Raw genomic sequence first — 20,501 nt, forward strand, 5'->3', positions numbered from 1 at the left:
GTAGCCAGGCGATCAGCTCAAGAAGATGTTGACCGCGGTTGCCAGGTCGGGGGATGCCGATGTCTCCAGGTTTTGGTAGCTGCCGCCGCTGAGCTGTGCGACGGCTTCCCAGGTTGCCCGATCGGGATCAGCACCGAAGTCGATGATGTTGACCGCGATCGGCTTGGCCGGGTCTGCGCTCTTGCGGATGAAATCCTGCAGGCCCGGCCCGTCGAGGGTTTGGTCCGTATGCGGCCCCGCGGTAATAACCAGCACAGAATTAGCCTGGCCAACACGGTAATTGGCTAGCATCTCCTGATAGATCAAGCGCAGAGTGGTGAACGACACCGCGCCACCGCCCGAGGAGTATTGCTTGCCCAACGCGGCCGTCAAGGCCGCGGGGCGGGGCTGGCCGTTGACCGGGTCGGCCAATGGCCCGGCCGGCACCTCTGTTCGGCCCTCGCGGCCGTCGAATGTCCACAGTCCGACGACCGAACTGGGCGGCATCGCCTTGATCCGGTTCTCAAGCGCCGCAACGACATTGCTAAGCCGGCTATTGCCGCCTTCATCATTGGGCATCGATTGGTCGAGCATGATGGTCGCGGCCACTCCGGCCGACGCGGTGACCATGGTGTCCGCCAGGGTCGCGCGCATGGAGTCGTCACCCACCGACAAAGTCGAAGGCAGCGCTGGGAAACTGGTGACGGGGCTGCTCGGCGGTTTGACGTCGCTGACTCGGAAACCAGCTCTGGCCAGTTTGGCCAGTTGCTCGGGCTTGTGCAAATACCTGGCAAACGCGCTGGCCGCCGACGTTTGCTCCTGCGATAGCCATGCACCACTGAGCAGCACCGTCGGATAGTCAGCGACCGCAGCCGGCCCCGGCGGCAGCCAGGAACCCAAGGTGTTCTCGGCATCTGAAAGTGACTGGCCGCGCTGGAACAACTGTTGTTCGGTGGTGACCACCGCGTGCACGGGTGCCGTGGCGACATCGCCGGGCTTGAGCAGCGTGTCCATCGCCGCGGTCAAGGAGTCGTCGGCGAGCTTAGGTCGTGCGCCCATCAGGGTGCGCACCGCGCCGATACCCGCTGTTGCTGGCGCGCCAGCAGGTGCTGACGCGGCAGCCACCGCCTCGCCGGCCAAATACGCGGCATCGCCGTTGCCACTGCTCGGCATTGCCAGCCGCAGTGATCCCCAGGCAGGCAAGTCCAAGCCGGACAACGAGTTCGGATTGGTTTGCAGGCCGGGCAACGCCGCCCAGTTCTGGTTGGCGAGGGCCTGCTGCAATTCGGGCCGCACGGCGAGCAACACCGGCGATATCACCAGTGAGCGGCTATCGCTAATGGCTTGGCTGCCCGCGGCCCCGGTAAGCCGCGCCGCCGAGATGGAGCTACTCGGAATCCACAATCCCGGCTGGCCGCCCAGTTCGGTCGGCCATTTGCCGATGAAACCATTGATGACGGCATCGGAGCCGGCCGAGGTGACAGCCACTGCCACACAACGGTCGCCGACCGGGCCCGCCGACGCGTTGTAGCTGTCGGCTGACTCCTTTACCTGATCGGCGATTGATGGGTCGGCTATAACAGCGACGGTGTCCTTGCCGCCCACGCAGCGGGCGGCAGCCGTATGCGAGCGGTTGGACAACGCGTCACCGAAGAAGCGCCACAAGATCACCCCGGCCACCATTACCACCACTGCGACAAGGGCCACGATCACGCCGATACTGACTCCCCGCCGCCCGTCCGCGCTACGGTGCCCGGCCTGCCAGTCGCCGGGCCCCCGATGTCCGAAGCGAAACAGCGGCGGCGGGGCGGCCGCTATGGGCTCGGCACCCGTTGGCTCCCAGTCGGGGCGGGGTGGAATGTCAGGGTAGTCTTCTGAGCCGCTAGCCGAGTAGCCGCCGACGGCGGAGTAGTGGCCCTCGCTGGATAACGGGCCGTCATCGGGCTGATCTACACCGGGATAGTCGTAGCTACCCGATATGTCCTCCCAGTGCTGTTGTTCCGCCGCATGCCCGTCGGACAGGTCGTCAACGGAATCCTCGGGGTCGGGCTTGCTGTGCCTACCCATACCGGCGTCTGCGTCCTCTCCGTCGAAGGCCGGCGCCTGTCAAGCACGAGCTACGCACCGGCTCTGCCCGATGGGGCCGGCTCTCTCCCGCAAGCGGGCGGTGCCCCCACAGCGGCCCGCTAGCGGGCCGCATCGTCACCGGCCCTGTCCGATGGGGCCGGCTTCTCAGCGGCCCGGGCCTTAAACTCCCGACGACGTCGGTGCAGGATCGGCTCGGTGTAGCCGTTGGGCTGCTGGGCCCCGGACAAGATCAGCTCCTGCGCGGCCAGGAAGGCGATACTGTCGTCGAAGTTGGGTGCCATCGGTCGGTATGCCACGTCGCCCGCGTTTTGTCGATCGACCAACGGCGCCATCCGCTCCAAGCTGGCCCGCACATCCGCGCTGGTGATCACACCGTGGCGCAGCCAGTTGGCCAACAATTGGCTGGAGATTCGCAGCGTGGCCCGGTCCTCCATGAGCGCGACGTCGTGGATGTCGGGCACCTTCGAGCAGCCGACACCTTGATCAACCCAGCGAACCACGTAGCCGAGGATGGATTGACAGTTGTTGTCGACCTCTTCGCGGATCTCGTCGGGAGCCCAGGCCAATTCCTTGGCCAGCGGAATGGTCAGCAATTGTTCGATGGTGGCGCGACGCTTCCCCGCCAGTCCTTGTTGCACCGCGGCGACGTCGACCTGGTGGTAGTGCAGCGCATGCAGGGTGGCCGCAGTGGGAGAGGGAACCCAGGCGGTGCTGGCCCCGGCGCGCGGCTGGGCGATTTTTGTCTCGACCATGTCGGCCATCAGCTCGGTCATTGTCCACATGCCCTTGCCGACCTGGGCTCGGCCGCTGAACCCGGCGGCCAGGCCGGCATCGACGTTGTGGTCCTCGTAGGCCAAGATCCACGGCTGGCTCTTCATGGTGCCCTTGCGCACCATCGGGCCGGCCTCCATCGAGGTGTGGATTTCATCGCCGGTGCGGTCCAGGAACCCGGTGTTGATGAACACCACGCGGTCCGCGGCAGCTTTGATGCACGCCTTGAGGTTGACCGTGGTCCGGCGTTCCTCGTCCATGATGCCGATCTTCATGGTGTTTTGCGGCAACCCCAGCACATCTTCAACCCGGCTGAACAGTTCGCAGGTAAACGCCACCTCGGCCGGACCGTGCATCTTCGGCTTGACGATGTAGATGGAGCCGGTGCGGCTGTTGATCAGCGGCCCGTTGACGTCGCTGGCCTTTAGCCCGTGGATGGCGATCAGGCCGGTGAATAGGGCATCCATGATGCCTTCGAACACCTCGCTGCCGTCAGTGTCGACGATGGCGTCATTCGTCATCAAGTGACCGACGTTGCGGACGAACATGAGGCTGCGTCCAGGCAGCGTGAACTGGCCACCGCCGGGTGCGGTGTAGTTCCGGTCCCTATTGAGCACCCGCAGGAAAGCGGTGCCGTCCTTGTCTACCGCTGCTGCCAGGTCGCCCTTGTTCAGGCCGAGCCAGTTCCGATAACCCAGCACCTTGTCGGCGGCGTCCACGGCGGCCACCGAGTCCTCGAAGTCCATGATCGTGGTGATCGCGGATTCCAGGATCACGTCCTTGACGCCGGCCCGGTCGGTGGTGCCGACCTGCGACTCCGGATCGATCAGGATCTCGATGTGCAAACCGTGATTGATTAGCAGCACCGATGTCGGCGACTCGGCTGCGCCGGTGTAGCCGGCGAACTGGCCGGGGTTGGCCAGGCCGGTGGACTTATCCGGCAAGGCAACCACGAGCTGGCCATCCTGCACTGTGAAACCGGTGGCGTCGCCAAAGGAACCCGACGACAGCGGAACACTGTCGTCGAGGAACTTGCGGGCATACGCGATCACCTTGTCGCCACGAACCTTGTTGTACGTGGGGCCTTTTTCGGCGCCGTCGGTCTCGGGGATGACATCGGTGCCATACAAGGCGTCGTAGAGGGAGCCCCAGCGAGCGTTGGCCGCGTTCAGAGCAAACCGCGCGTTGAGCACCGGCACCACCAGCTGGGGGCCGGCGGTCGTGGTGATCTCAGCGTCGACACCGGACGTGGTGATGGTGAAGTCATCAGGTTCGGGAAGCAGGTAGCCGATCTCGGTGAGGAACTGGCGGTAGGCATCCATGTCGATGGGCTCGATCACCCGACGCCGGTGCCACTTGTCGATCTGCGCCTGCAGCTCGTCGCGGGCGTTCAACAGAGCTTGGTTCTGCGGGGTCAGGTCGGCGACGACCTTGTCGACGCCCGCCCAGAAGCTGTCCGGGTCGATATCGGTGCCAGGCAGGGCTTCATTGTTCACGAAGTCGTAGAGCACCCGAGCGATGCGCAAGTTGCCCACCGACACGCGATCTGTCATTGCTTCCTCCCTTACTGGCAATTGCTCAGCCTACCGGCCGACAAGACGACTACTACATCCGGCGACCCGCAACCGCAGGTCACGTCAAGCTCTGTCAGCACCTCGGCACCCGGCATGCTCGCTGGCTGGCAACGCGACGCAGTGGCCGCAGCGATCATACGGGTGGGGCGGTCTGCCTACTACAATCCCGTTGGATCCGTTCTGGCCGGACAGCATCCCGCCGGGAGCGGCTCCGGCCACGTCGGTGCCGCTCATTGCGGCGGTGTGATTCCGAATCAGGCCAGACGCTTGATCCCCGGATAGGAGTCGAACCCACGGTCGAAGCTCATCAGCCGGGTAATGTCGTGGTGAGCCATGACGGCGATGTGTAGTGCATCCCTGGCCGACAACGTTTGATAGCGCAACAGGGCATCCCTCGCGTGTTCGACATCGGTGCGCTCGATCGGCAGCACTTCGTCGACCACGCCGATAATTGCATCGAAAGCCGGCTGAATCGCCTCACGGCGTTTGATTGCCACATACCGGTGGCATATCTCCTGCAGCACCTCGGCGTCGGTGACTAGGCGTTCACCGCCCGACAGCGCCGACTCCAGCAGACGTTGCGCGTCCAGCTTATGCGGGTGCGAGGCACCCACCAGATACATGGGAATGTTGGAGTCAACGAGGATCACCGTGATCCTTCGCGCTCCGCACCGCGTCCGCGTTCGATTTCCTCGAGCATCTGCTCGACGTCGGCTGTCGGGAACTCATGGCGTGCGGCGGCACGGACAGATCGCAGCTTCATGTCTAGATCGCCGCGCGGTTCTCGCTCCCGCGCCTCCCGCAGCGTCCGGCGGACCCACTCGGACACTGTCGTGCGGTGCCGGCGTGCAATCTCTCGGAGTTCTTCCCACTCGTCGGGGTCCAGCAGAACCTGCAGGCGCTTACTCATAGCATGAGTGTATACAGCTCATACGGGTGTATGAATCCAGCTCGCCTGCGCGCGGGAGCTATCCCCCGGGGGACCCGTTCTGGCCGGCCAGCGTTCCGCCCGTACCGCCGCTGCCGCCCGGCCCGCCAGAGTCGCCGGGCCCACCGTCGCCGCCGTCGCCGATCAACTGGGCGTAGCCGCCGTTACCGCCGGTGCCGGGGGTGCCGTCCCCGCTGACGCCGGCGGCGCCGCCATTGCCACCGTTGCCGATCAACCCGGCCGTGCCGCCGTTACCCCCGGTGCCGCCGGCGCCGGTGACGGGTACCGCGACTGAGGGAATCTGGGTTGGCCCACCGGAGCCGCCGGCGCCACCGTTGCCGACCAGCAGCGCGCCGTTGCCTCCGTTCCCGCCACTGCCACCGCCGGGGGCGAAGACGCCGGTACCGGCGGACCCGGCGCCTCCGGCGCCACCGTTGCCGATCAGCCCGACGGCGTTGCCGCCGTCGCCGCCGTGGCCTCGGAGAAAGCCGTCGGTTTGCACGCTGTTGCCGCCGTCGCCGCCGTTGCCGATCAGCGTCCCGCCGGTGCCGCCGTCGCCGCCGTTGCCATCGAAGAAGCTGAACCCGCCGTTACCGCCGTCGCCGAACATCCCGGCGTTACCGCCGGTACCACCGTCGCTGAAACCTTGCAGGGTGCTGCCTCCGGAACCGCCGTCGCCGTACAGCCACCCGCCGTTGCCGCCGTTGCCGCCGTTGCCGATGCCGGTGGGGGCGGCACCGACGGAGCCGCCGTCGCCCCCGTTGCCGATCAGCCGGGCGTCACCGCCCGCTCCGCCGTCGGCGGCTCCCGATGGGACATTGCCGCCGTTGCCGCCGTTGCCGTACAGCAGTCCGCCGGTGCCGCCGGTGCCGCCGGCCCCGCCCGCGAAGCCGGCCTTGCCGAGCCCGCCGGCCCCGCCGGCCCCGCCATGGCCGAACAGCCCGACGGCGGCTCCACCGGGCCCGCCGATCCCACCGGTAGCGCCGACGGGTCCGGTACCGAGTCCGCCGGCACCGCCGTTGCCGCCGTCGCCGAAGAGCAGTCCGCCGACCCCGCCGGCACCACCGGCAAGGCCGGTCGCCCCGGGCCCGCCGATGCCACCGTTGCCGCCGTTGCCGATCAACCCTGCATCCCCACCGGCGCCGCCGGGCTGGCCGATCCCGCCGTTGCCGCCGTTGCCGCCGTTGCCGTACAGCAACCCGCCGGGCCCGCCGGGCTGTCCCGGCGCGCCATTGGCGCCATCACCGATCAACGGGCGGCCGAACAACGCCTGAAACGGCCCGTTGAGCACGTCCAGCGCGGCGGCGTCCGCCGCCTCGGCACCGGCATAGGCCCCCGCGCCGGCGGTCATGGCATGCACAAACTGCTCGTGAAACAGCGCCGCCTGCGCACTCAATGCCTGATAGGCCTGGGCGTGCGCGCCGAACAAATCCGCAACAGCCGCCGACACCTCATCGGCGCCCGCGGCCAGCACCCCCATCGTGGGCACGGCCGCAGCCGCATTCGCCGCGCCGATCGCCGACCCGATGCCGGCCAAATCCGACGCCGCCGCCACCACCACTTCTGGGGCCGCCACCACAAACGACATGACGCGCTCCTCACGGGACCGGGTGCGCAGTCCCAGCGGTTACAGCGTATTGACGTCCCGCCACCACGTCCGGCGTTCGGGCCAACTGATCCGAAACGATTGTCAGCGGCAGCAGCCCCCGATTACGCTCGGTGTCCCGTCAGACACCGATCCCTGCGTCAGTCAACGATGCGTCCCGTCGCGCATGGTGCCAACCAGGTCCTCCACCACGTCCTCCAGCGCCACCATCCCCACGACAGAACCGTTGTCGGCGGTTACCAAGGCCAGATGGCTGTTGATGCGCCGCATCCGCGACAGGGCGTCGGCCAGCGGCAACGATTGGGGAACCCGCGGCAGCGGGCGCACAACGGCCAGATCGATCACGGTTTGCGGATTGTCACCGAGGGTCAGCACGTCCTTGATGTGCAGATATCCGATGAACCTTCCACCGCGATCCACCACCGGAAAGCGGGAGTAGCCGGTTTGCGCCAAGGCCTGTTCGACCCCGCCGATGGTGGGCCCGGACCCTACCGCCGACACCTGCACTGCCCGAATGTTGACCAGCGGCACCGCGACATCGGCAACCAGGCGAGTTCGAATCCGAAGGGCTCGGGTTAGCCGCGTGTGCTCCTCGTGATCCAGCAGGCCTTCGGATAGCGATTCGGCGATCATCTCGGACAGTTCCGCAGTGGAGACGGCGATGTCGAGTTCATCCTTCGGCTGCACCCCAACCAGCCGCAGTATCGCGTTGGCGCAGTTGTTGTAGAACGCGATGAACGGCCGGGCGAGGCGCACGTAGACCAGGTACGGCGGGACCAGCAACATCGCTGTTCGCTCCGGACCAGCCAAAGCGATGTTCTTCGGCACCATCTCACCGAGCAGGACATGCAGCGCCACCACGATCGCCAACGACAAGGTGTGCAGCAGCGCCGGCGGTACACCGCTCAGCCCGAACGACAGCTGTAGCAGCTTGACGACTGCCGGTTCGCCGACCCGGCCAAGCAGGATCGAGGACACCGTAACCCCCAGCTGTGCGCCGGTCAGCATCGCCGGGAGCTGTTCGCCCGCCCGGATCACGGTGACGGCAGTGGCCTTGCCCTGCTCGGCCAGCGCTTCGAGGCGGTCACGACGCGCCGAGATCAACGCGAATTCCGCGCCCACGAAGAACGCGTTGGCGCCGATCAGCAAAAGCGCCAGCAACACCGCGGACAGCACATCCATCAGCGGCCCCGCCCCGACCCGGGGTCGGCATGGCCGCCCATTTTGATCAACTCCAACAAGTCGATCCGGCGCCCGTCCATCTGGATCACGGTGGCTAACCACCGCATCGAGTCGTCGGGAAGTCCGTCCTGGTCCAAGGCAGTCAGCTCGACCGTTTCGCCGGCCACCGGGATGTGGCCGAGCTCTCGAAGCACCAACCCGCCGATCGTCTCGTACGGACCGTCGGGGGCTCGATAGCCGGTGGCGCTGGCCACCTCGTCGATGCGTAGCAGACCCGAGACCCGCCATCCGTTGCCGGCTGCCACCACATCCGGTGTCGCATCGTCGTGTTCGTCGCGGACGTCGCCCACGATCTCTTCGATCAAGTCCTCCAGGGTTACCATGCCCGCGGTGCCGCCGTACTCGTCCACAACCATGGCGGTCTGTAGCGCACTGGCGCGGACCTGCGCCATCACCGCATCGCCGTCGAGCGTCGAGGGCACCACCGCGACCGGCTCGGCGACCGTCGTTAGCAGCGTGTGCGCGCGATCGCCGGGCGGAACCTCGAACACCTGCTTGACGTGCACGATGCCGACGGTCGCATCGAGATCTCCCTCGACCACCGGGAAGCGCGAGAATCCCGATGCGGCCGCGGCCGCAACCAGGTCGGCGATGGTGTCATCGGTCTGCAGCGCCACGATCTTCGACCGTGGCGTCATCAGCTCCTCGGCCGTCAGGGCGCCGAACTGCAGCGAGCGGCGCATCAGCCACGCCGTGGCGTCATCGAGTGCGCCGCTGCGCGCGGAACTACGCACCAACGACACCAGCTCCTGCGGTGTGCGAGCTGAGCGCAGCTCCTCGGCCGGCTCGATGCCAAGTCGACGCACGATCCAGTTCGCCGCTCCGTTCGTGAGACGGATGGCCGGGGTGAGCAGCAGTGAGAACAGCACCTGGCCGGCCACGACTGAGCGCGCGGTGCGCAGCGGGCGCGCCACCGCGAGATACTTGGGGACCAGCTCGCCGAAGACCATCGACAGCGATGTCACGATCACCAGGGCAAAAAACGTGATAAGACCGTCGGCCACCCGATCAGACATTCCGACTGCGACCAGCCCAGGATGCGGTAGCTCGGCCACCAGCGGTTCGGTCAGGTAGCCGGTAGCCAAGGTGGTGATCGAGATACCCAACTGAGCACCCGAAAGCTGGAACGACAGCCGGTGGTGTGCGCGCTGGATGAAGCGGTCCCGACTGGTGCCGCCGCGGGCGTTGGCCTCCACGGTGCTGCGGTCCAGCGCGGTCAGCGAGAATTCGGCCGCGACGAACACCCCCGTGCCTGCGGTGAGCGCCAAGATCGCCAGGATGGTGGCGACGGTATCGGTGAGGTTCACGGGCGGCTCGGTCGTCGCGCTATATCGGGCCGAGCCAGTACCGGCCGCTCGCCTGGAAAACCGACGGTGTGGACGGGTGCCCGCGGCACGTCATCCCTTTCGCTCGCAACCGCGCAGCGCGATACTGCGGGTTTGAAGTACACATCGTAGCGAGATAGCTCGTGGCGCCAGCTTCACCAGCCGGCGGGCAGCGGATGGCCCTCGGCAAAGCCCGCTCCCGACTGCACGCCCACCACGGCCCGCTCATGCAGCTCCGCCAGGTTCGAGGCACCCACATAGGTGCAGGTGCTGCGCACGCCAGAAGTGATGTGGTCAATTAGGTCCTCCACACCTCCGCGGTCGGGGTCAAGGCCCATCCGCGACGTCGAGATGCCTTCCTCGAACAACGCCTTACGAGCTCGGTCGAACGGGTTGTCCGCGCCGGTCCGGGCCACCACCGCCCGCTTGGATGCCATGCCGTAGCTCTCCTTGTACGGCTGATCGTCGCGGTCACGCATCAGGTCTCCGGGGGATTCGTAGGTGCCGGCGAACCACGATCCGATCATCACGTTCGAGGCGCCGGCGGCCAGCGCCAGAGCCACGTCGCGTGGATGCCGGATCCCGCCGTCGGCCCAGATATGACCACCGAGCTGCCTTGCCGCAGAAGCGCATTCGAGCACAGCGGAGAACTGCGGGCGGCCGACACCGGTCATCATTCGGGTGGTGCACATGGCGCCGGGGCCGACACCGACCTTGACGACGTTCGCCCCGGCTTTCAGCAGATCCCGGGTGCCCTCCGCCGACACCACGTTTCCCGCCGCCAGCGGCAAACCCAAGTCCAGTGCCGAGACCGCCTTGATCGCGTCCAAGGTCTTGACCTGGTGTCCGTGTGCGGTGTCGATGACCAGCACGTCGACGCCGGCTTCGGCGAGCGCTCGGGCCTTAGCGCCCACGTCGCCGTTGATGCCGACGGCCGCGCCGATCCGCAGCCGGCCCGCGCTATCGGTGGCCGGGGTGTAGATACCGGCGCGGATAGCCCCGGTGCGGCTTAGCACTCCCGCCAACGTGCCGTCGGCGTCGGTCAGCACCGCAACGTCGACCGGGGCGTGCTCCAGCAGGTCGAAGATCTTGCGTGGCTCGGTTCCCGCTGGAGCGGTCACATAGTCCGTCACGGCGATATCGCGCACCCGGGTGAAGCGATCCACGCCCAGGCAGGACGATTCGCGCACCAATCCGATCGGGCGACCCTCGAGGATGACCACCGCGACGCCATGTGCGCGCTTGTGGATGAGCGCCATGGCGTCGGACACCGAATCGTCGGGTGCCAGCGTCACTGGGGTGTCGAGCACCAGGTCCCGGCTTTTGACGAACGCCACCGTCTGCTTTACCGCCGGGATCGGCAGATCCTGCGGCAGGATTACGATGCCACCGCGGCGGGCGACCGTCTCGGCCATCCGCCGCCCGGCTACCGCGGTCATATTGGCGACCACTACCGGAATGGTGGTGCCCGAGCCGTCGGCGGTGGACAAATCGACGTCGAAGCGCGACGCGACCTCGGATCGGTTCGGAACGATGAACACGTCGTTGTATGTCAGGTCGTACCCGGGTGGGTGCCCGTCTAGAAATCTCATCACTTACCCCTTTACCCCCTTTTAGTTCTAGCCCGCTACACCGGTACTTCGGTGCGGTCTGAACTCCATAGTGTGTGGAACTTGCCTGGTTCGTCGATCCGGCCGTAGGTGTGTGCGCCGAAGAAGTCGCGCTGGGCCTGGGTGAGTGCAGCGGGCAGCCGCGCGGTGCGCAGCGCGTCGTAATACGACAGGGCCGACGAGAATCCCGGGGTCGGGATACCCAGTTGGGCCGCCGTCGACACCACACGCCGCCAACTGTCGATCGCCGATTCGACGGCGCCGCGGAAATACGGGGCCACAATCAGACTGGCCAGGTTCGGGCTGGCGTCAAAGGCTTCCTTGATGTGGTTGAGGAACTTCGCCCGGATGATGCAGCCGCCACGCCAGATGGTGGCCAGGTCGCCCGGCGTGATGTCCCAGCCGAATTCGGCGCTGCCGGCCTGGATCTGGTTGAAGCCCTGAGCGTAGGCCACGATCTTGGAGGCGTACAACGCCTGGCGGACGTCTTCGGTGAACGTGGCGGGGTCGGCGGGCTGCTCGCCGAGCTTGCCCGAAGCCAGACCGCTGGCGGCCGAGCGTTGCCCCACGGATCCCGAGAGAGCGCGGGCAAACACCGCTTCGGCGATGCCGGTCACCGGCACACCCAGGTCCAGCGCGGACTTGACGGTCCAACGGCCGGTGCCTTTCTGCTCGGCCCGGTCCACGATGACGTCGACGAGCGGTTTGCCGGTCTTGGCATCGGTCTGCCGCAGCACCTCGGCGGTGATCTCGACCAGGTAGCTGTCCAGATCGCCATTGTTCCACTCGGTGAACACATCGGCGATCGCCGGCGCGGTCAGACCTAGCCCGTCGCGCATCAGCTGGTAGGCCTCACCGATGAGCTGCATGTCGGAGTACTCGATGCCGTTGTGGACCATCTTGACGAAGTGCCCGGAGCCGTCCGGGCCAATGTGGGTGCAGCACGGCACGCCGTCGACATGCGCGGAGATCTCCTCGAGCAGCGGACCCAGCGATTGGTATGACTCGGCGGGTCCGCCGGGCATGATCGACGGCCCGTTCAACGCGCCCTCTTCGCCGCCGGAGATCCCGGCCCCGACGAAGTGCAAGCCCCGCTCACGCATCGCTTTCTCGCGGCGCATGGTGTCGGTGTACAACGCATTGCCGCCGTCGATGATGATGTCGCCGGGTTCCATGGCGTCAGCAAGTTCGTTGATGACAGCGTCAGCGTCAGTGGCCTCTCCGGCCTTGACCATGATCAGCACCCGACGCGGTTTTTCCAGTGCGGCAAGAAATTCGGGGATCGTTTCACTGCGCACGAACTTGCCGTCTGAGCTGTGCTCCTTAAGCAGCGCGTCGGTCTTGGCGACCGACCGATTGTGCACTGCCACGGTGTAGCCGTGCCGGGCGAAGTTTCGGGCGATGTTGGAACCCATCACGGCCAGGCCAGTGACGCCGATCTGCGCGATGCCGGCTGGCGATTCCGACGAACTCATGTCCTGCCTTTCAGTTGGGCCCGGCTTCGCTAGGCGATGAACAGCCGCTGCAGCTGCGTGAGCCACGGTACGGCCAGCGCGACGGTGGGCACCACCAGGACGGCGGCCGCAGCTAGATATGCGGCCGCGGACAGAACCGCGCTATTTCCACGCCCCGACAGCCGGCGCACGCGGAGCACCGTGCTGGGACCTCCGACGGCCAACGCACCCGACGGCGCCCGCCCGGACGCACAGGCGACCAATGCCCGAGCCAGGGGAGTGCGCCCGGCGGCGCGCACCGCGGCGTCATCGGCCAGGAGCTCGACGAGTAGCTGCACCGCCCCCAGCGCATTGGCGCTGCGGACCAACCGCGGGAAAGCCGCGTGCACCGCGGTAAACGCCTCCAGGACAAGATCGTGGCGGGCGCGTAGATGAGCCCGCTCATGGGTAAGGATCGCCGCGACCTCGGCGTCGGCGAGCGCGGTCAGTGTGCCTTCGCTGACCACAACCCGGCTACGCACACCGGGCAGACAGTAGGCAAGGGGCTGCGCGACGTCCAAGACCCGAAGGTCGCGGGCCCGCGCGCACGGCTGGGCAAGCGCGCCATTGTGTCCGACCCCGACGAGATCGACCACCATGCGGTGGTGTGCCCGTCGTCGTCGCGTGGCGGTGGCGACGCGCACCACGGCGACCGCCAGCCGGGCACCGACCAGCACAGTCAACGCAAAGACGGTGATGTAGGCCGCCCACAGCGGCCAGCCGAGGCGGCCGGCCGCGCCGACGAAGCTGGTCGTAGGGCGTCCGTCGGGACCGGGCATGAGCAGCCTGCTAGCGATCGCGATTCCGGCGCTGAACGACGACAGCACCGCGGCCAGGGCAATCGCCTGCCACAGCACCATGGCGGCGCGCGGTGCGCGCAGTGGCCACGTTGCCCGGGCTAGCAGGGCTGGGGTCGGGCCAGCCAGCAGCACCGCGAGGATGGTGAAGGCCAGCGCGGACACGCCGTTAGTCTCCCTCAAGTCTCCGTTGCCGCGCCAGCCGGTGGCCGATTGCCATGACCGGCTTCCAATTCGGCGAGCGCACGTCGTAGCGCATCCGCCTCGTCGGCACCGACTCGCTCGACGAAGTGCACCAGCGCGGCTTGCCTGCTGCCGGAGTCCTCGGCCTGAGCCAATGCATCGACCATCAGCCCGGCGACCAATTCGTCGCGGCCGTGCACGGGAGCGTAGCGGTGGGCTCGATCGTCGCGGATCTGCAGCACGAGGTTCTTCTTTGCCAACCGTTGCAGCACGGTCATCACCGTCGTGTAGGCAAGGTCGCGGCGCGCCGACAACGCTTCGTGGACTTGGCGAACGGTTTGGGGTTCCGTCCTGGACCACAAATGGTCCATGACCGCGCGTTCCAAATCCCCCAACCGTGTCAGCTTGGCCATTGTTCGTTCATCTCCTGCGGGTTGAAACCAGCGTACTCCGGCTTACTACTCGCTGTCGTATCCAAACCGGCGGGCGGCCGTACCGGGCCTATGCACCCGGCTCGCAAACATTACACGCTAACGCTTGCTAAATTAGGGCAGCCTTGCCTATCATTACTTCGTCGAGCCACAACGACCGCGGCCGAGTCCTGAGGGCTGCAGTGACCCCCGGTCGACTCGATCGGCGAGCCCCGTGCCTTGGTGCACGGGGCTCGCCCGTTGGTGTAGACACAAGGACGTGCAGCCATCGCCGGACTCACCCGCTCCGCTGAATGTCACCGTGCCGTTCGACAGCGAGTTGGGTTTGCAATTCACCGAACTGGGTCCCGACGGGGCCCGAGCGCAGCTCGACGTCCGGCCCAAGTTGTTGCAGCTGACGGGCGTCGTGCACGGCGGTGTCTACTGCGCGATGATCGAGAGCATCGCCAGCATGGCAGCCTTTGCCTGGCTCAATTCGCACGGCGAAGGCGGGAGTGTGGTCGGCGTTAACAATAATACGGATTTCGTGCGCTCCATCAGCTCAGGGATGGTGTATGGCACCGCCGAACCGCTGCATCGGGGTCGGCGGCAACAGCTGTGGCTGGTCACCATCACCGACGACACCGACCGGGTGGTCGCCCGCGGCCAAGTGCGGCTGCAGAACCTCGAGGCGCGGCCTTAACCCGCTCGAAACCGTTGAACCTGCCGCGGCGTGGCAGGATCGCAGAGCATGCGCCTGACGCCGCACGAACAGGAGCGTTTGCTGTTGTCCTACGCCGCCGAGTTGGCCCGCCGGCGTCGGGCCCGCGGCCTGCGCCTCAATCATCCGGAAGCCATCGCGGTGATCGCCGACCACATCCTGGAAGGCGCGCGTGACGGCCGCACCGTCGCAGAGTTGATGGCATCCGGGCGTGAGGTGCTCGGCCGTGACGATGTGATGGAGGGAGTGCCGGAGATGCTCGCCGAGGTACAGGTGGAGGCGACGTTTCCGGACGGCACCAAGTTGGTCACCGTGCATCAGCCGATCGCATGATTCCCGGAGAAATCTTTTACGGCAGTGGTGATATCGAGATGAACGCCGCGGCACTCTCCCGCCTGCAGATGCGGATCATCAACGCCGGCGATCGTCCGGTGCAGGTCGGTAGCCACGTCCATCTCCCGCAGGCCAATCGGGCGCTGTCATTCGACCGTGCGACGGCCCACGGCTACCGTCTGGACATCCCGGCGGCGACAGCGGTGCGCTTCGAGCCGGGCATTCCCCAAATCGTCGGGTTGGTTCCGTTGGGCGGACGGCGCGAGGTACCCGGTCTGACGCTAAATCCGCCCGGACGGTTGGACCGCTGATGGCGCGACTGTCAAGGGAGCGCTACGCACAGCTGTACGGACCTACCACCGGCGACCGGATACGGCTGGCCGACACCAACCTGCTGGTTGAGGTCACCGAAGACCGGTGTGGGGGACCGGGACTGGCCGGTGACGAGGCGGTGTTCGGCGGCGGCAAGGTGCTGCGCGAGTCCATGGGCCAGGGCCGTGCGAGCCGGGCCGACGGTGCCCCCGACACCGTGATCACCGGTGCGGTGATCATCGACTACTGGGGAATCATCAAGGCCGACATCGGGATTCGCGATGGCCGCATCGTCGGGATCGGAAAGGCCGGCAATCCCGACATCATGACAGGTGTGCATCGGGATCTCGTCGTCGGGCCGTCCACCGAAATCATCAGCGGCAACCGTCGAATCGTCACCGCAGGCACCGTCGACTGTCACGTGCACTTGATCTGTCCGCAGATCATCGTCGAAGCCTTGGCCGCGGGCACCACCACGATCATCGGCGGTGGCACCGGACCCGCCGAGGGCACCAAGGCCACCACAGTCACTCCCGGCGAGTGGCACCTGGCCCGGATGCTGGAGTCACTGGACGGTTGGCCGGTGAACTTCGCGCTGCTCGGCAAGGGAAACACCGTGAATCCCGACGCACTGTGGGAACAGTTGCGCGGTGGCGCATCGGGTTTCAAACTCCACGAAGACTGGGGATCGACCCCGGCGGCCATCGACACCTGCTTGGCGGTCGCCGACGTGGCCGGGGTGCAGGTTGCGCTGCACTCCGACACTCTCAATGAGACCGGATTCGTCGAGGACACCATCGGCGCGATCGCCGGACGTTCGATTCACGCCTACCACACCGAGGGCGCCGGCGGCGGGCACGCACCGGACATCATTACCGTCGCGGCGCAACCGAATGTACTGCCCAGCTCGACCAATCCGACCCGCCCGCATACGGTGAACACCCTTGACGAGCATCTCGACATGCTGATGGTGTGCCACCACCTCAACCCCCGGATCCCGGAGGACCTCGCGTTTGCCGAAAGCCGGATCCGACCGTCCACCATTGCGGCAGAAGATGTGTTGCACGATATGGGGGCAATCTCGATGATTGGCAGCGATTCCCAGGCGATGGGCCGTGTCGGCGAGGTGGTGCTGCGCACCTGGCAGACCGCGCACGTGATGAAAGCCCGCCGCGGGGCACTGGAAGGTGACCCGTCTGGTAGCCAAGCCGCCGACAACAACCGGGTCCGCCGCTACATCGCCAAATACACCATCTGCCCGGCCATCGCACACGGCATGGATCACCTGATCGGTTCGGTGGAGGTGGGAAAGTTGGCCGACCTGGTGTTGTGGGAGCCGGCGTTTTTCGGGGTTCGCCCGCACGTCGTGCTCAAAGGTGGGGCGATCGCCTGGGCAGCGATGGGCGATGCGAACGCGTCAATCCCGACCCCGCAACCGGTGCTCCCGCGACCGATGTTCGGCGCGGCCGCGGCAACCGCGGCGGCGACCTCGGTGCACTTCGTCGCGCCGCAATCCATCGACGCGCGCCTGGCGGACCGGCTCGCGGTCAATCGGGGACTAGCGCCGGTGGCCGACGTGCGCGCAGTGGGCAAGACCGACCTGCCGCTCAATGATGCCCTACCGAGCATCGAGGTCGATCCCGACACCTTCACCGTGCGAATCGACGGCCAGGTGTGGCAACCGCAGCCGGCCGCCGAACTACCTATGACACAACGGTATTTCCTGTTCTAATGACCTCGCTGGCCGTGCTGCTCACCCTCGCCGACTCGCGGCTGCCCACGGGTGCGCACGTGCACTCGGGCGGCATCGAAGAAGCCATCGCCGCCGGCATGGTGACCGGCCTGGCCACCCTGGAAGCGTTCCTGAAACGGCGGGTCCGCACCCACGGCCTGCTGACGGCGTCCATCGCGGCCGCGGTGCACCGGGGCGAGCTGGCCGTCGACGACGCCGACCGGGAAACCGACGCGCGCACACCGGCTCCCGCGGCCAGACACGCCTCACGCAGCCAGGGCCGCGGGCTGATCAGGCTGGCACGGCGGGTGTGGCCCGATTCCGGCTGGGAGGAACTGGGCCCGAGGCCGCATCTGGCGGTTGTGGCCGGACGGGTCGGCGCGCTGAGCGGGCTGGCGCCCGAGCACAACGCCTTGCACCTCGTCTACATCACAATGACCGGCTCGGCCATCGCCGCCCAGCGACTGCTGGCGCTAGATCCCGCCGAAGTGACCGTGGTGACCTTCCAGCTGTCCGAACTGTGCGAGCAGATCGCGCAGGAGGCCACAGCCGGACTGGCAGACTTGTCTGATCCGCTGCTGGACACGCTCGCCCAGCGGCATGACGAGCGCGTGCGTCCCCTGTTCGTTTCCTGAAAGGTAAGGCATGGCAACGCATTCCCATCCCCACTCGCACACCGTGCCCGCTCGGCCAAGGCGGGTCCGCAAACCGGGCGAGCCACTGCGCATCGGCGTCGGCGGCCCGGTCGGCTCCGGCAAGACCGCACTGGTGGCGGCGCTGTGCCGGCAATTGCGGGGAGAGCTGTCGCTGGCGGTGCTGACCAACGACATCTACACCACCGAAGACGCCGACTTCTTGCGCACACATGCGGTGCTGCCAGACGACCGGATCGCGGCCGTGCAGACCGGCGGCTGCCCGCACACCGCGATCCGCGACGACATCACCGCCAACCTGGATGCGATCGACGAGTTGATGGCCGCCCACGACGCGTTGGACCTGATCCTGGTCGAATCCGGCGGCGATAACCTCACGGCCACCTTCTCTTCGGGGCTGGTGGATGCGCAGATCTTCGTCATTGACGTTGCCGGCGGCGACAAGGTGCCGCGCAAGGGCGGGCCGGGGGTGACCTATTCGGATTTGTTGGTAGTCAACAAGACTGACCTGGCTGCATTGGTGGGCGCCGACCTGGCGGTGATGGCCCGCGATGCGGACGCGGTGCGCGACGGCCGCCCGACGGTGCTGCAATCGTTGACCGAGGACCCAGCTGCCAGCGATGTCGTGGCCTGGGTTCGTAGTCAACTGGCCGCCGATGGAGTCTAGTGTTCTGGTGGTCGCGTCGCCGAATCGGTTGCCGCGCATCGACTGTCGGGGCGGTGTCCAGGCACGCCGAACCGCGCCCGACACGGTGCACCTGGTGTCGGCGGCCGCGACCCCGCTGGGCGGTGACACCATGAGAATCCGGGTGATCGTGGAACGGGGTGCCCAGCTACGGCTGCGTAGTGCCGCCGCGACGGTGGCCTTGCCCGGCGTGGATACCCTGACGTCGCATGCTCACTGGGAGATCGACGTGACCGGCACCCTGGATGTGGACCTGGAGCCGACGGTCGTCGCCGCCTCAGCCCGGCATCTGTCGCATGCCACCTTGCGCCTGCACGACGACGGTCGGGTCCGCTTGCGCGAGCGCGTGCAGATTGGCAGATGCAATGAGCGCGAAGGATTTTGGTCGTCATCGCTGCAGGCCGATCGGCATGGTCGTCCCCTGCTGCGGCACCGGGTGGAACTGGGTGCCGGGTCTTTGGCCGACGACGTCATTGCGGCGCCGCGCGCCACTATCAGCGAGCTGCGCTATCCGGCGACGGCATTCACCGACGCCATCGACGCACGGTCGACCGTTTTGGCGTTGGCGGGTGGCGGAACACTGAGTACCTGGCAGGCTGACCGGTTGCCTGGCTAACGCTAGCTGGCCACCTTAGCGCTTGCCGCTGAGCCCTGCGCCTCGGCGGCCAGCTCGGCCAGCTGTTCGAGCCGCGTTCGCGCAAATGCCTGCTGGTCGGTGATGGTCAGCTGGCCGCGGCGAGTACTGAGGAAAGTCACCGTCCACGACAGCAGAGTGGTGATCTTGGTCTTGAACCCGATCAGGTACGCCAGGTGCAGCACCAGCCAAATCAGCCAGGCGATAAAGCCGCTGAACTCAACGGGACCGATCTTGGCCACCGCCGAAAACCTCGAAACCGTGGCCATCGATCCCTTGTCGAAGTACTGGAATGGCTCACGCTCCGCCGGGTTGGCGCCGGCCAGTTCGGCCTTGATCGTGCTGGCGACGTATTTCGCCCCCTGGATGGCGCCCTGCGCCACACCCGGCACACCCTCCACAGCGGCCATATCGCCCACCACGAACACGTTCGGGTACCCGGGAATGGACAGGTCGGGCAGCACTTGGACCCGGCCGGCCCGGTCGAGCTCAACCCGTGATTGCTCGGCAAGGTCCCTGCCCAACCGACTGGCCGAAACCCCGGCCGACCAGACCTTGCAGGCCGACTCGATGCGCCGGACGGTGCCGTCGGAGTCCTTGACGGTGATGCCGTTGCGGTCGACGTCGGTGACCATCGCACCCAGCTGGATTTCCACGCCCAGCTTCTGCAACCGGGCAGCCGCCCGCTGACCGAGCTTTGCGCCCATCGGTGGCAGCACCGCCGGGGCGGCGTCAAGCAGAATCACCCGCGCCTTGGTCGAGTCGATGTGCCGGAATGCGCCCTTCAACGTGTGCTCGGCCAGCTCGGCGATCTGTCCGGCCATTTCAACACCGGTGGGGCCAGCCCCGACAACGGTGAATGTCAGTAGCTTGGCCCGCCGTTCCGGATCGCTGGACCGTTCGGCTTGCTCGAAAGCGCTCAATATGCGGCCACGCAACTCCAACGCGTCGTCGATGGACTTCATGCCGGGTGCGAATTCGGCGAAATGGTCGTTGCCGAAATAAGACTGGCCAGCACCCGCGGCGACGATCAGGCTGTCGTAGGGGGTTTGGTAGGTGTGACCGAGCAATTCCGAGACGACGCACTGCCCGGCCAGGTCGATGTGGGTGACGTTGCCCAACAGTACCTGGACATTGCGCTGCTTACGCAGCACGACCCGGGTCGGCGGAGCGATTTCTCCCTCGGAGATAATCCCGGTGGCCACTTGGTACAGCAGCGGCTGGAACAGGTGATGGGTGGTGCGCGCGATCAGCTTGATGTCAACGTCGGCCCGCTTGAGCTTCTTTGCCGCGTTTAGCCCGCCGAACCCAGATCCGATGATCACAACTCGATGCCTACGAGGTGGTTGCGCTGTGGGTTCTTGCTGGGGACTCATGTTCCGCTGCTCCTGACGGGGTCACCTCGATGAGCGAGTTCAGTTAGCT

General features: G+C 66.7%; 19 protein-coding genes. 7 read left to right on the forward strand and 12 right to left on the reverse strand.

Annotated elements, in window-relative coordinates; genetic code table 11:
• Nucleotides 1-12: 12 nt before the first annotated feature.
• The 11 genes from Rv1836c to blaI all read right to left on the reverse strand — a co-directional run bounded on the left by Rv1836c (nt 13) and on the right by blaI (nt 14,009).
• A complete protein-coding gene (locus Rv1836c; protein NP_216352.1) occupies nt 13-2,046 on the reverse strand; it encodes a hypothetical protein in 2,034 nt (677 codons plus the stop codon).
• A 119-nt stretch (nt 2,047-2,165) separates the two neighbouring features.
• Nucleotides 2,166-4,391 carry a malate synthase gene (gene glcB, locus Rv1837c; protein NP_216353.1) on the reverse strand — a complete coding sequence of 742 codons (2,226 nt, stop codon included), beginning with the start codon at nt 4,389-4,391 and terminating at the stop codon, nt 2,166-2,168.
• Nucleotides 4,392-4,666: 275 nt separating this feature from the next.
• Entirely contained in the window at nt 4,667-5,062 is a 396-nt protein-coding gene (gene vapC13, locus Rv1838c; RefSeq protein NP_216354.1) for a ribonuclease VapC13, read from the reverse strand.
• Nucleotides 5,059-5,322 carry an antitoxin VapB13 gene (gene vapB13, locus Rv1839c; RefSeq protein ID NP_216355.1) on the reverse strand — a complete coding sequence of 88 codons (264 nt, stop codon included), beginning with the start codon at nt 5,320-5,322 and terminating at the stop codon, nt 5,059-5,061. Before vapB13 ends, vapC13 begins: the two co-directional genes overlap by 4 nt.
• A gap of 58 nt (nt 5,323-5,380) precedes the next feature.
• On the reverse strand, nt 5,381-6,928 hold the full coding sequence (gene PE_PGRS34 / locus Rv1840c) for a PE-PGRS family protein PE_PGRS34 (RefSeq protein ID YP_177847.1): 1,548 nt from the start codon (nt 6,926-6,928) through the stop codon (nt 5,381-5,383).
• Nucleotides 6,929-7,090: 162 nt separating this feature from the next.
• On the reverse strand, nt 7,091-8,128 hold the full coding sequence (locus tag Rv1841c; protein ID NP_216357.1) for a hypothetical protein: 1,038 nt from the start codon (nt 8,126-8,128) through the stop codon (nt 7,091-7,093).
• Complete coding sequence (locus tag Rv1842c; RefSeq protein NP_216358.1) at nt 8,128-9,495, reverse strand: hypothetical protein; 1,368 nt, start codon at nt 9,493-9,495, stop codon at nt 8,128-8,130. The genes Rv1841c and Rv1842c overlap by 1 nt, the downstream gene beginning before the upstream one ends.
• A gap of 173 nt (nt 9,496-9,668) precedes the next feature.
• Nucleotides 9,669-11,108 (reverse strand): inosine-5'-monophosphate dehydrogenase, encoded by a 1,440-nt coding sequence (gene guaB1 / locus Rv1843c; protein NP_216359.1) that lies wholly within the window; start codon nt 11,106-11,108, stop codon nt 9,669-9,671.
• A gap of 32 nt (nt 11,109-11,140) precedes the next feature.
• Nucleotides 11,141-12,598, reverse strand: a complete 1,458-nt coding sequence (gene gnd1 / locus Rv1844c) for a 6-phosphogluconate dehydrogenase (protein YP_177848.1) — start codon at nt 12,596-12,598, stop codon at nt 11,141-11,143.
• Nucleotides 12,599-12,627: 29 nt separating this feature from the next.
• Nucleotides 12,628-13,578 carry a sensor-transducer protein BlaR gene (gene blaR, locus Rv1845c; RefSeq protein NP_216361.1) on the reverse strand — a complete coding sequence of 317 codons (951 nt, stop codon included), beginning with the start codon at nt 13,576-13,578 and terminating at the stop codon, nt 12,628-12,630.
• A gap of 14 nt (nt 13,579-13,592) precedes the next feature.
• Nucleotides 13,593-14,009 carry a transcriptional repressor BlaI gene (gene blaI, locus Rv1846c; protein ID NP_216362.1) on the reverse strand — a complete coding sequence of 139 codons (417 nt, stop codon included), beginning with the start codon at nt 14,007-14,009 and terminating at the stop codon, nt 13,593-13,595.
• A gap of 277 nt (nt 14,010-14,286) precedes the next feature.
• Between blaI and Rv1847 the strand changes: the two genes are divergently transcribed.
• Genes Rv1847 through ureD form a run of 7 tightly spaced genes read left to right on the forward strand, consistent with a single transcriptional unit; the run spans nt 14,287 to nt 19,058 of the window.
• Nucleotides 14,287-14,709, forward strand: coding sequence for an esterase (locus Rv1847; protein ID NP_216363.1), 423 nt, complete (start codon nt 14,287-14,289; stop codon nt 14,707-14,709).
• A gap of 48 nt (nt 14,710-14,757) precedes the next feature.
• A complete protein-coding gene (gene ureA, locus Rv1848) occupies nt 14,758-15,060 on the forward strand; it encodes an urease subunit gamma (RefSeq protein ID NP_216364.1) in 303 nt (100 codons plus the stop codon).
• On the forward strand, nt 15,057-15,371 hold the full coding sequence (ureB, locus tag Rv1849; protein ID NP_216365.1) for an urease subunit beta: 315 nt from the start codon (nt 15,057-15,059) through the stop codon (nt 15,369-15,371). Before ureA ends, ureB begins: the two co-directional genes overlap by 4 nt.
• Entirely contained in the window at nt 15,371-17,104 is a 1,734-nt protein-coding gene (ureC, locus tag Rv1850; RefSeq protein ID NP_216366.1) for an urease subunit alpha, read from the forward strand. The genes ureB and ureC overlap by 1 nt, the downstream gene beginning before the upstream one ends.
• On the forward strand, nt 17,104-17,739 hold the full coding sequence (gene ureF, locus Rv1851; RefSeq protein NP_216367.1) for an urease accessory protein UreF: 636 nt from the start codon (nt 17,104-17,106) through the stop codon (nt 17,737-17,739). The genes ureC and ureF overlap by 1 nt, the downstream gene beginning before the upstream one ends.
• Before the next feature lie 10 nt (nt 17,740-17,749).
• Entirely contained in the window at nt 17,750-18,424 is a 675-nt protein-coding gene (gene ureG / locus Rv1852) for an urease accessory protein UreG (RefSeq protein NP_216368.1), read from the forward strand.
• Between the two features lie 7 nt (nt 18,425-18,431).
• The gene (ureD, locus tag Rv1853) at nt 18,432-19,058 is read left to right on the forward strand and encodes an urease accessory protein UreD (protein ID NP_216369.1); all 627 of its coding nucleotides are present in this window, start codon (nt 18,432-18,434) and stop codon (nt 19,056-19,058) included.
• Between the two features lie 2 nt (nt 19,059-19,060).
• On the opposite strand, the gene ndh is transcribed toward ureD, so the two are convergent.
• Complete coding sequence (gene ndh / locus Rv1854c; RefSeq protein NP_216370.1) at nt 19,061-20,452, reverse strand: NADH dehydrogenase; 1,392 nt, start codon at nt 20,450-20,452, stop codon at nt 19,061-19,063.
• Nucleotides 20,453-20,501: the final 49 nt, after the last annotated feature.

It is taken from the genome of Mycobacterium tuberculosis H37Rv (assembly GCF_000195955.2).
GTDB lineage: Bacteria > Actinomycetota > Actinomycetes > Mycobacteriales > Mycobacteriaceae > Mycobacterium > Mycobacterium tuberculosis.

What these genes read in the sequence shown, in the direction of transcription:
- Rv1836c (NP_216352.1), bottom strand. Translation starts at nt 2,046, where the DNA reads ATGGGTAGGCACAGCAAGCCCGACCCCGAGGATTCCGTTGACGACCTG.
- glcB (NP_216353.1), bottom strand. Translation starts at nt 4,391, where the DNA reads ATGACAGATCGCGTGTCGGTGGGCAACTTGCGCATCGCTCGGGTGCTC.
- vapB13 (NP_216355.1), bottom strand. Translation starts at nt 5,322, where the DNA reads ATGAGTAAGCGCCTGCAGGTTCTGCTGGACCCCGACGAGTGGGAAGAA.
- PE_PGRS34 (YP_177847.1), bottom strand. Translation starts at nt 6,928, where the DNA reads ATGTCGTTTGTGGTGGCGGCCCCAGAAGTGGTGGTGGCGGCGGCGTCG.
- Rv1841c (NP_216357.1), bottom strand. Translation starts at nt 8,128, where the DNA reads ATGGATGTGCTGTCCGCGGTGTTGCTGGCGCTTTTGCTGATCGGCGCC.
- gnd1 (YP_177848.1), bottom strand. Translation starts at nt 12,598, where the DNA reads ATGAGTTCGTCGGAATCGCCAGCCGGCATCGCGCAGATCGGCGTCACT.
- blaI (NP_216362.1), bottom strand. Translation starts at nt 14,009, where the DNA reads ATGGCCAAGCTGACACGGTTGGGGGATTTGGAACGCGCGGTCATGGAC.
- ureA (NP_216364.1), top strand. Translation starts at nt 14,758, where the DNA reads ATGCGCCTGACGCCGCACGAACAGGAGCGTTTGCTGTTGTCCTACGCC.
- ureB (NP_216365.1), top strand. Translation starts at nt 15,057, where the DNA reads ATGATTCCCGGAGAAATCTTTTACGGCAGTGGTGATATCGAGATGAAC.
- ureC (NP_216366.1), top strand. Translation starts at nt 15,371, where the DNA reads ATGGCGCGACTGTCAAGGGAGCGCTACGCACAGCTGTACGGACCTACC.
- ureF (NP_216367.1), top strand. Translation starts at nt 17,104, where the DNA reads ATGACCTCGCTGGCCGTGCTGCTCACCCTCGCCGACTCGCGGCTGCCC.
- ureG (NP_216368.1), top strand. Translation starts at nt 17,750, where the DNA reads ATGGCAACGCATTCCCATCCCCACTCGCACACCGTGCCCGCTCGGCCA.
- ndh (NP_216370.1), bottom strand. Translation starts at nt 20,452, where the DNA reads ATGAGTCCCCAGCAAGAACCCACAGCGCAACCACCTCGTAGGCATCGA.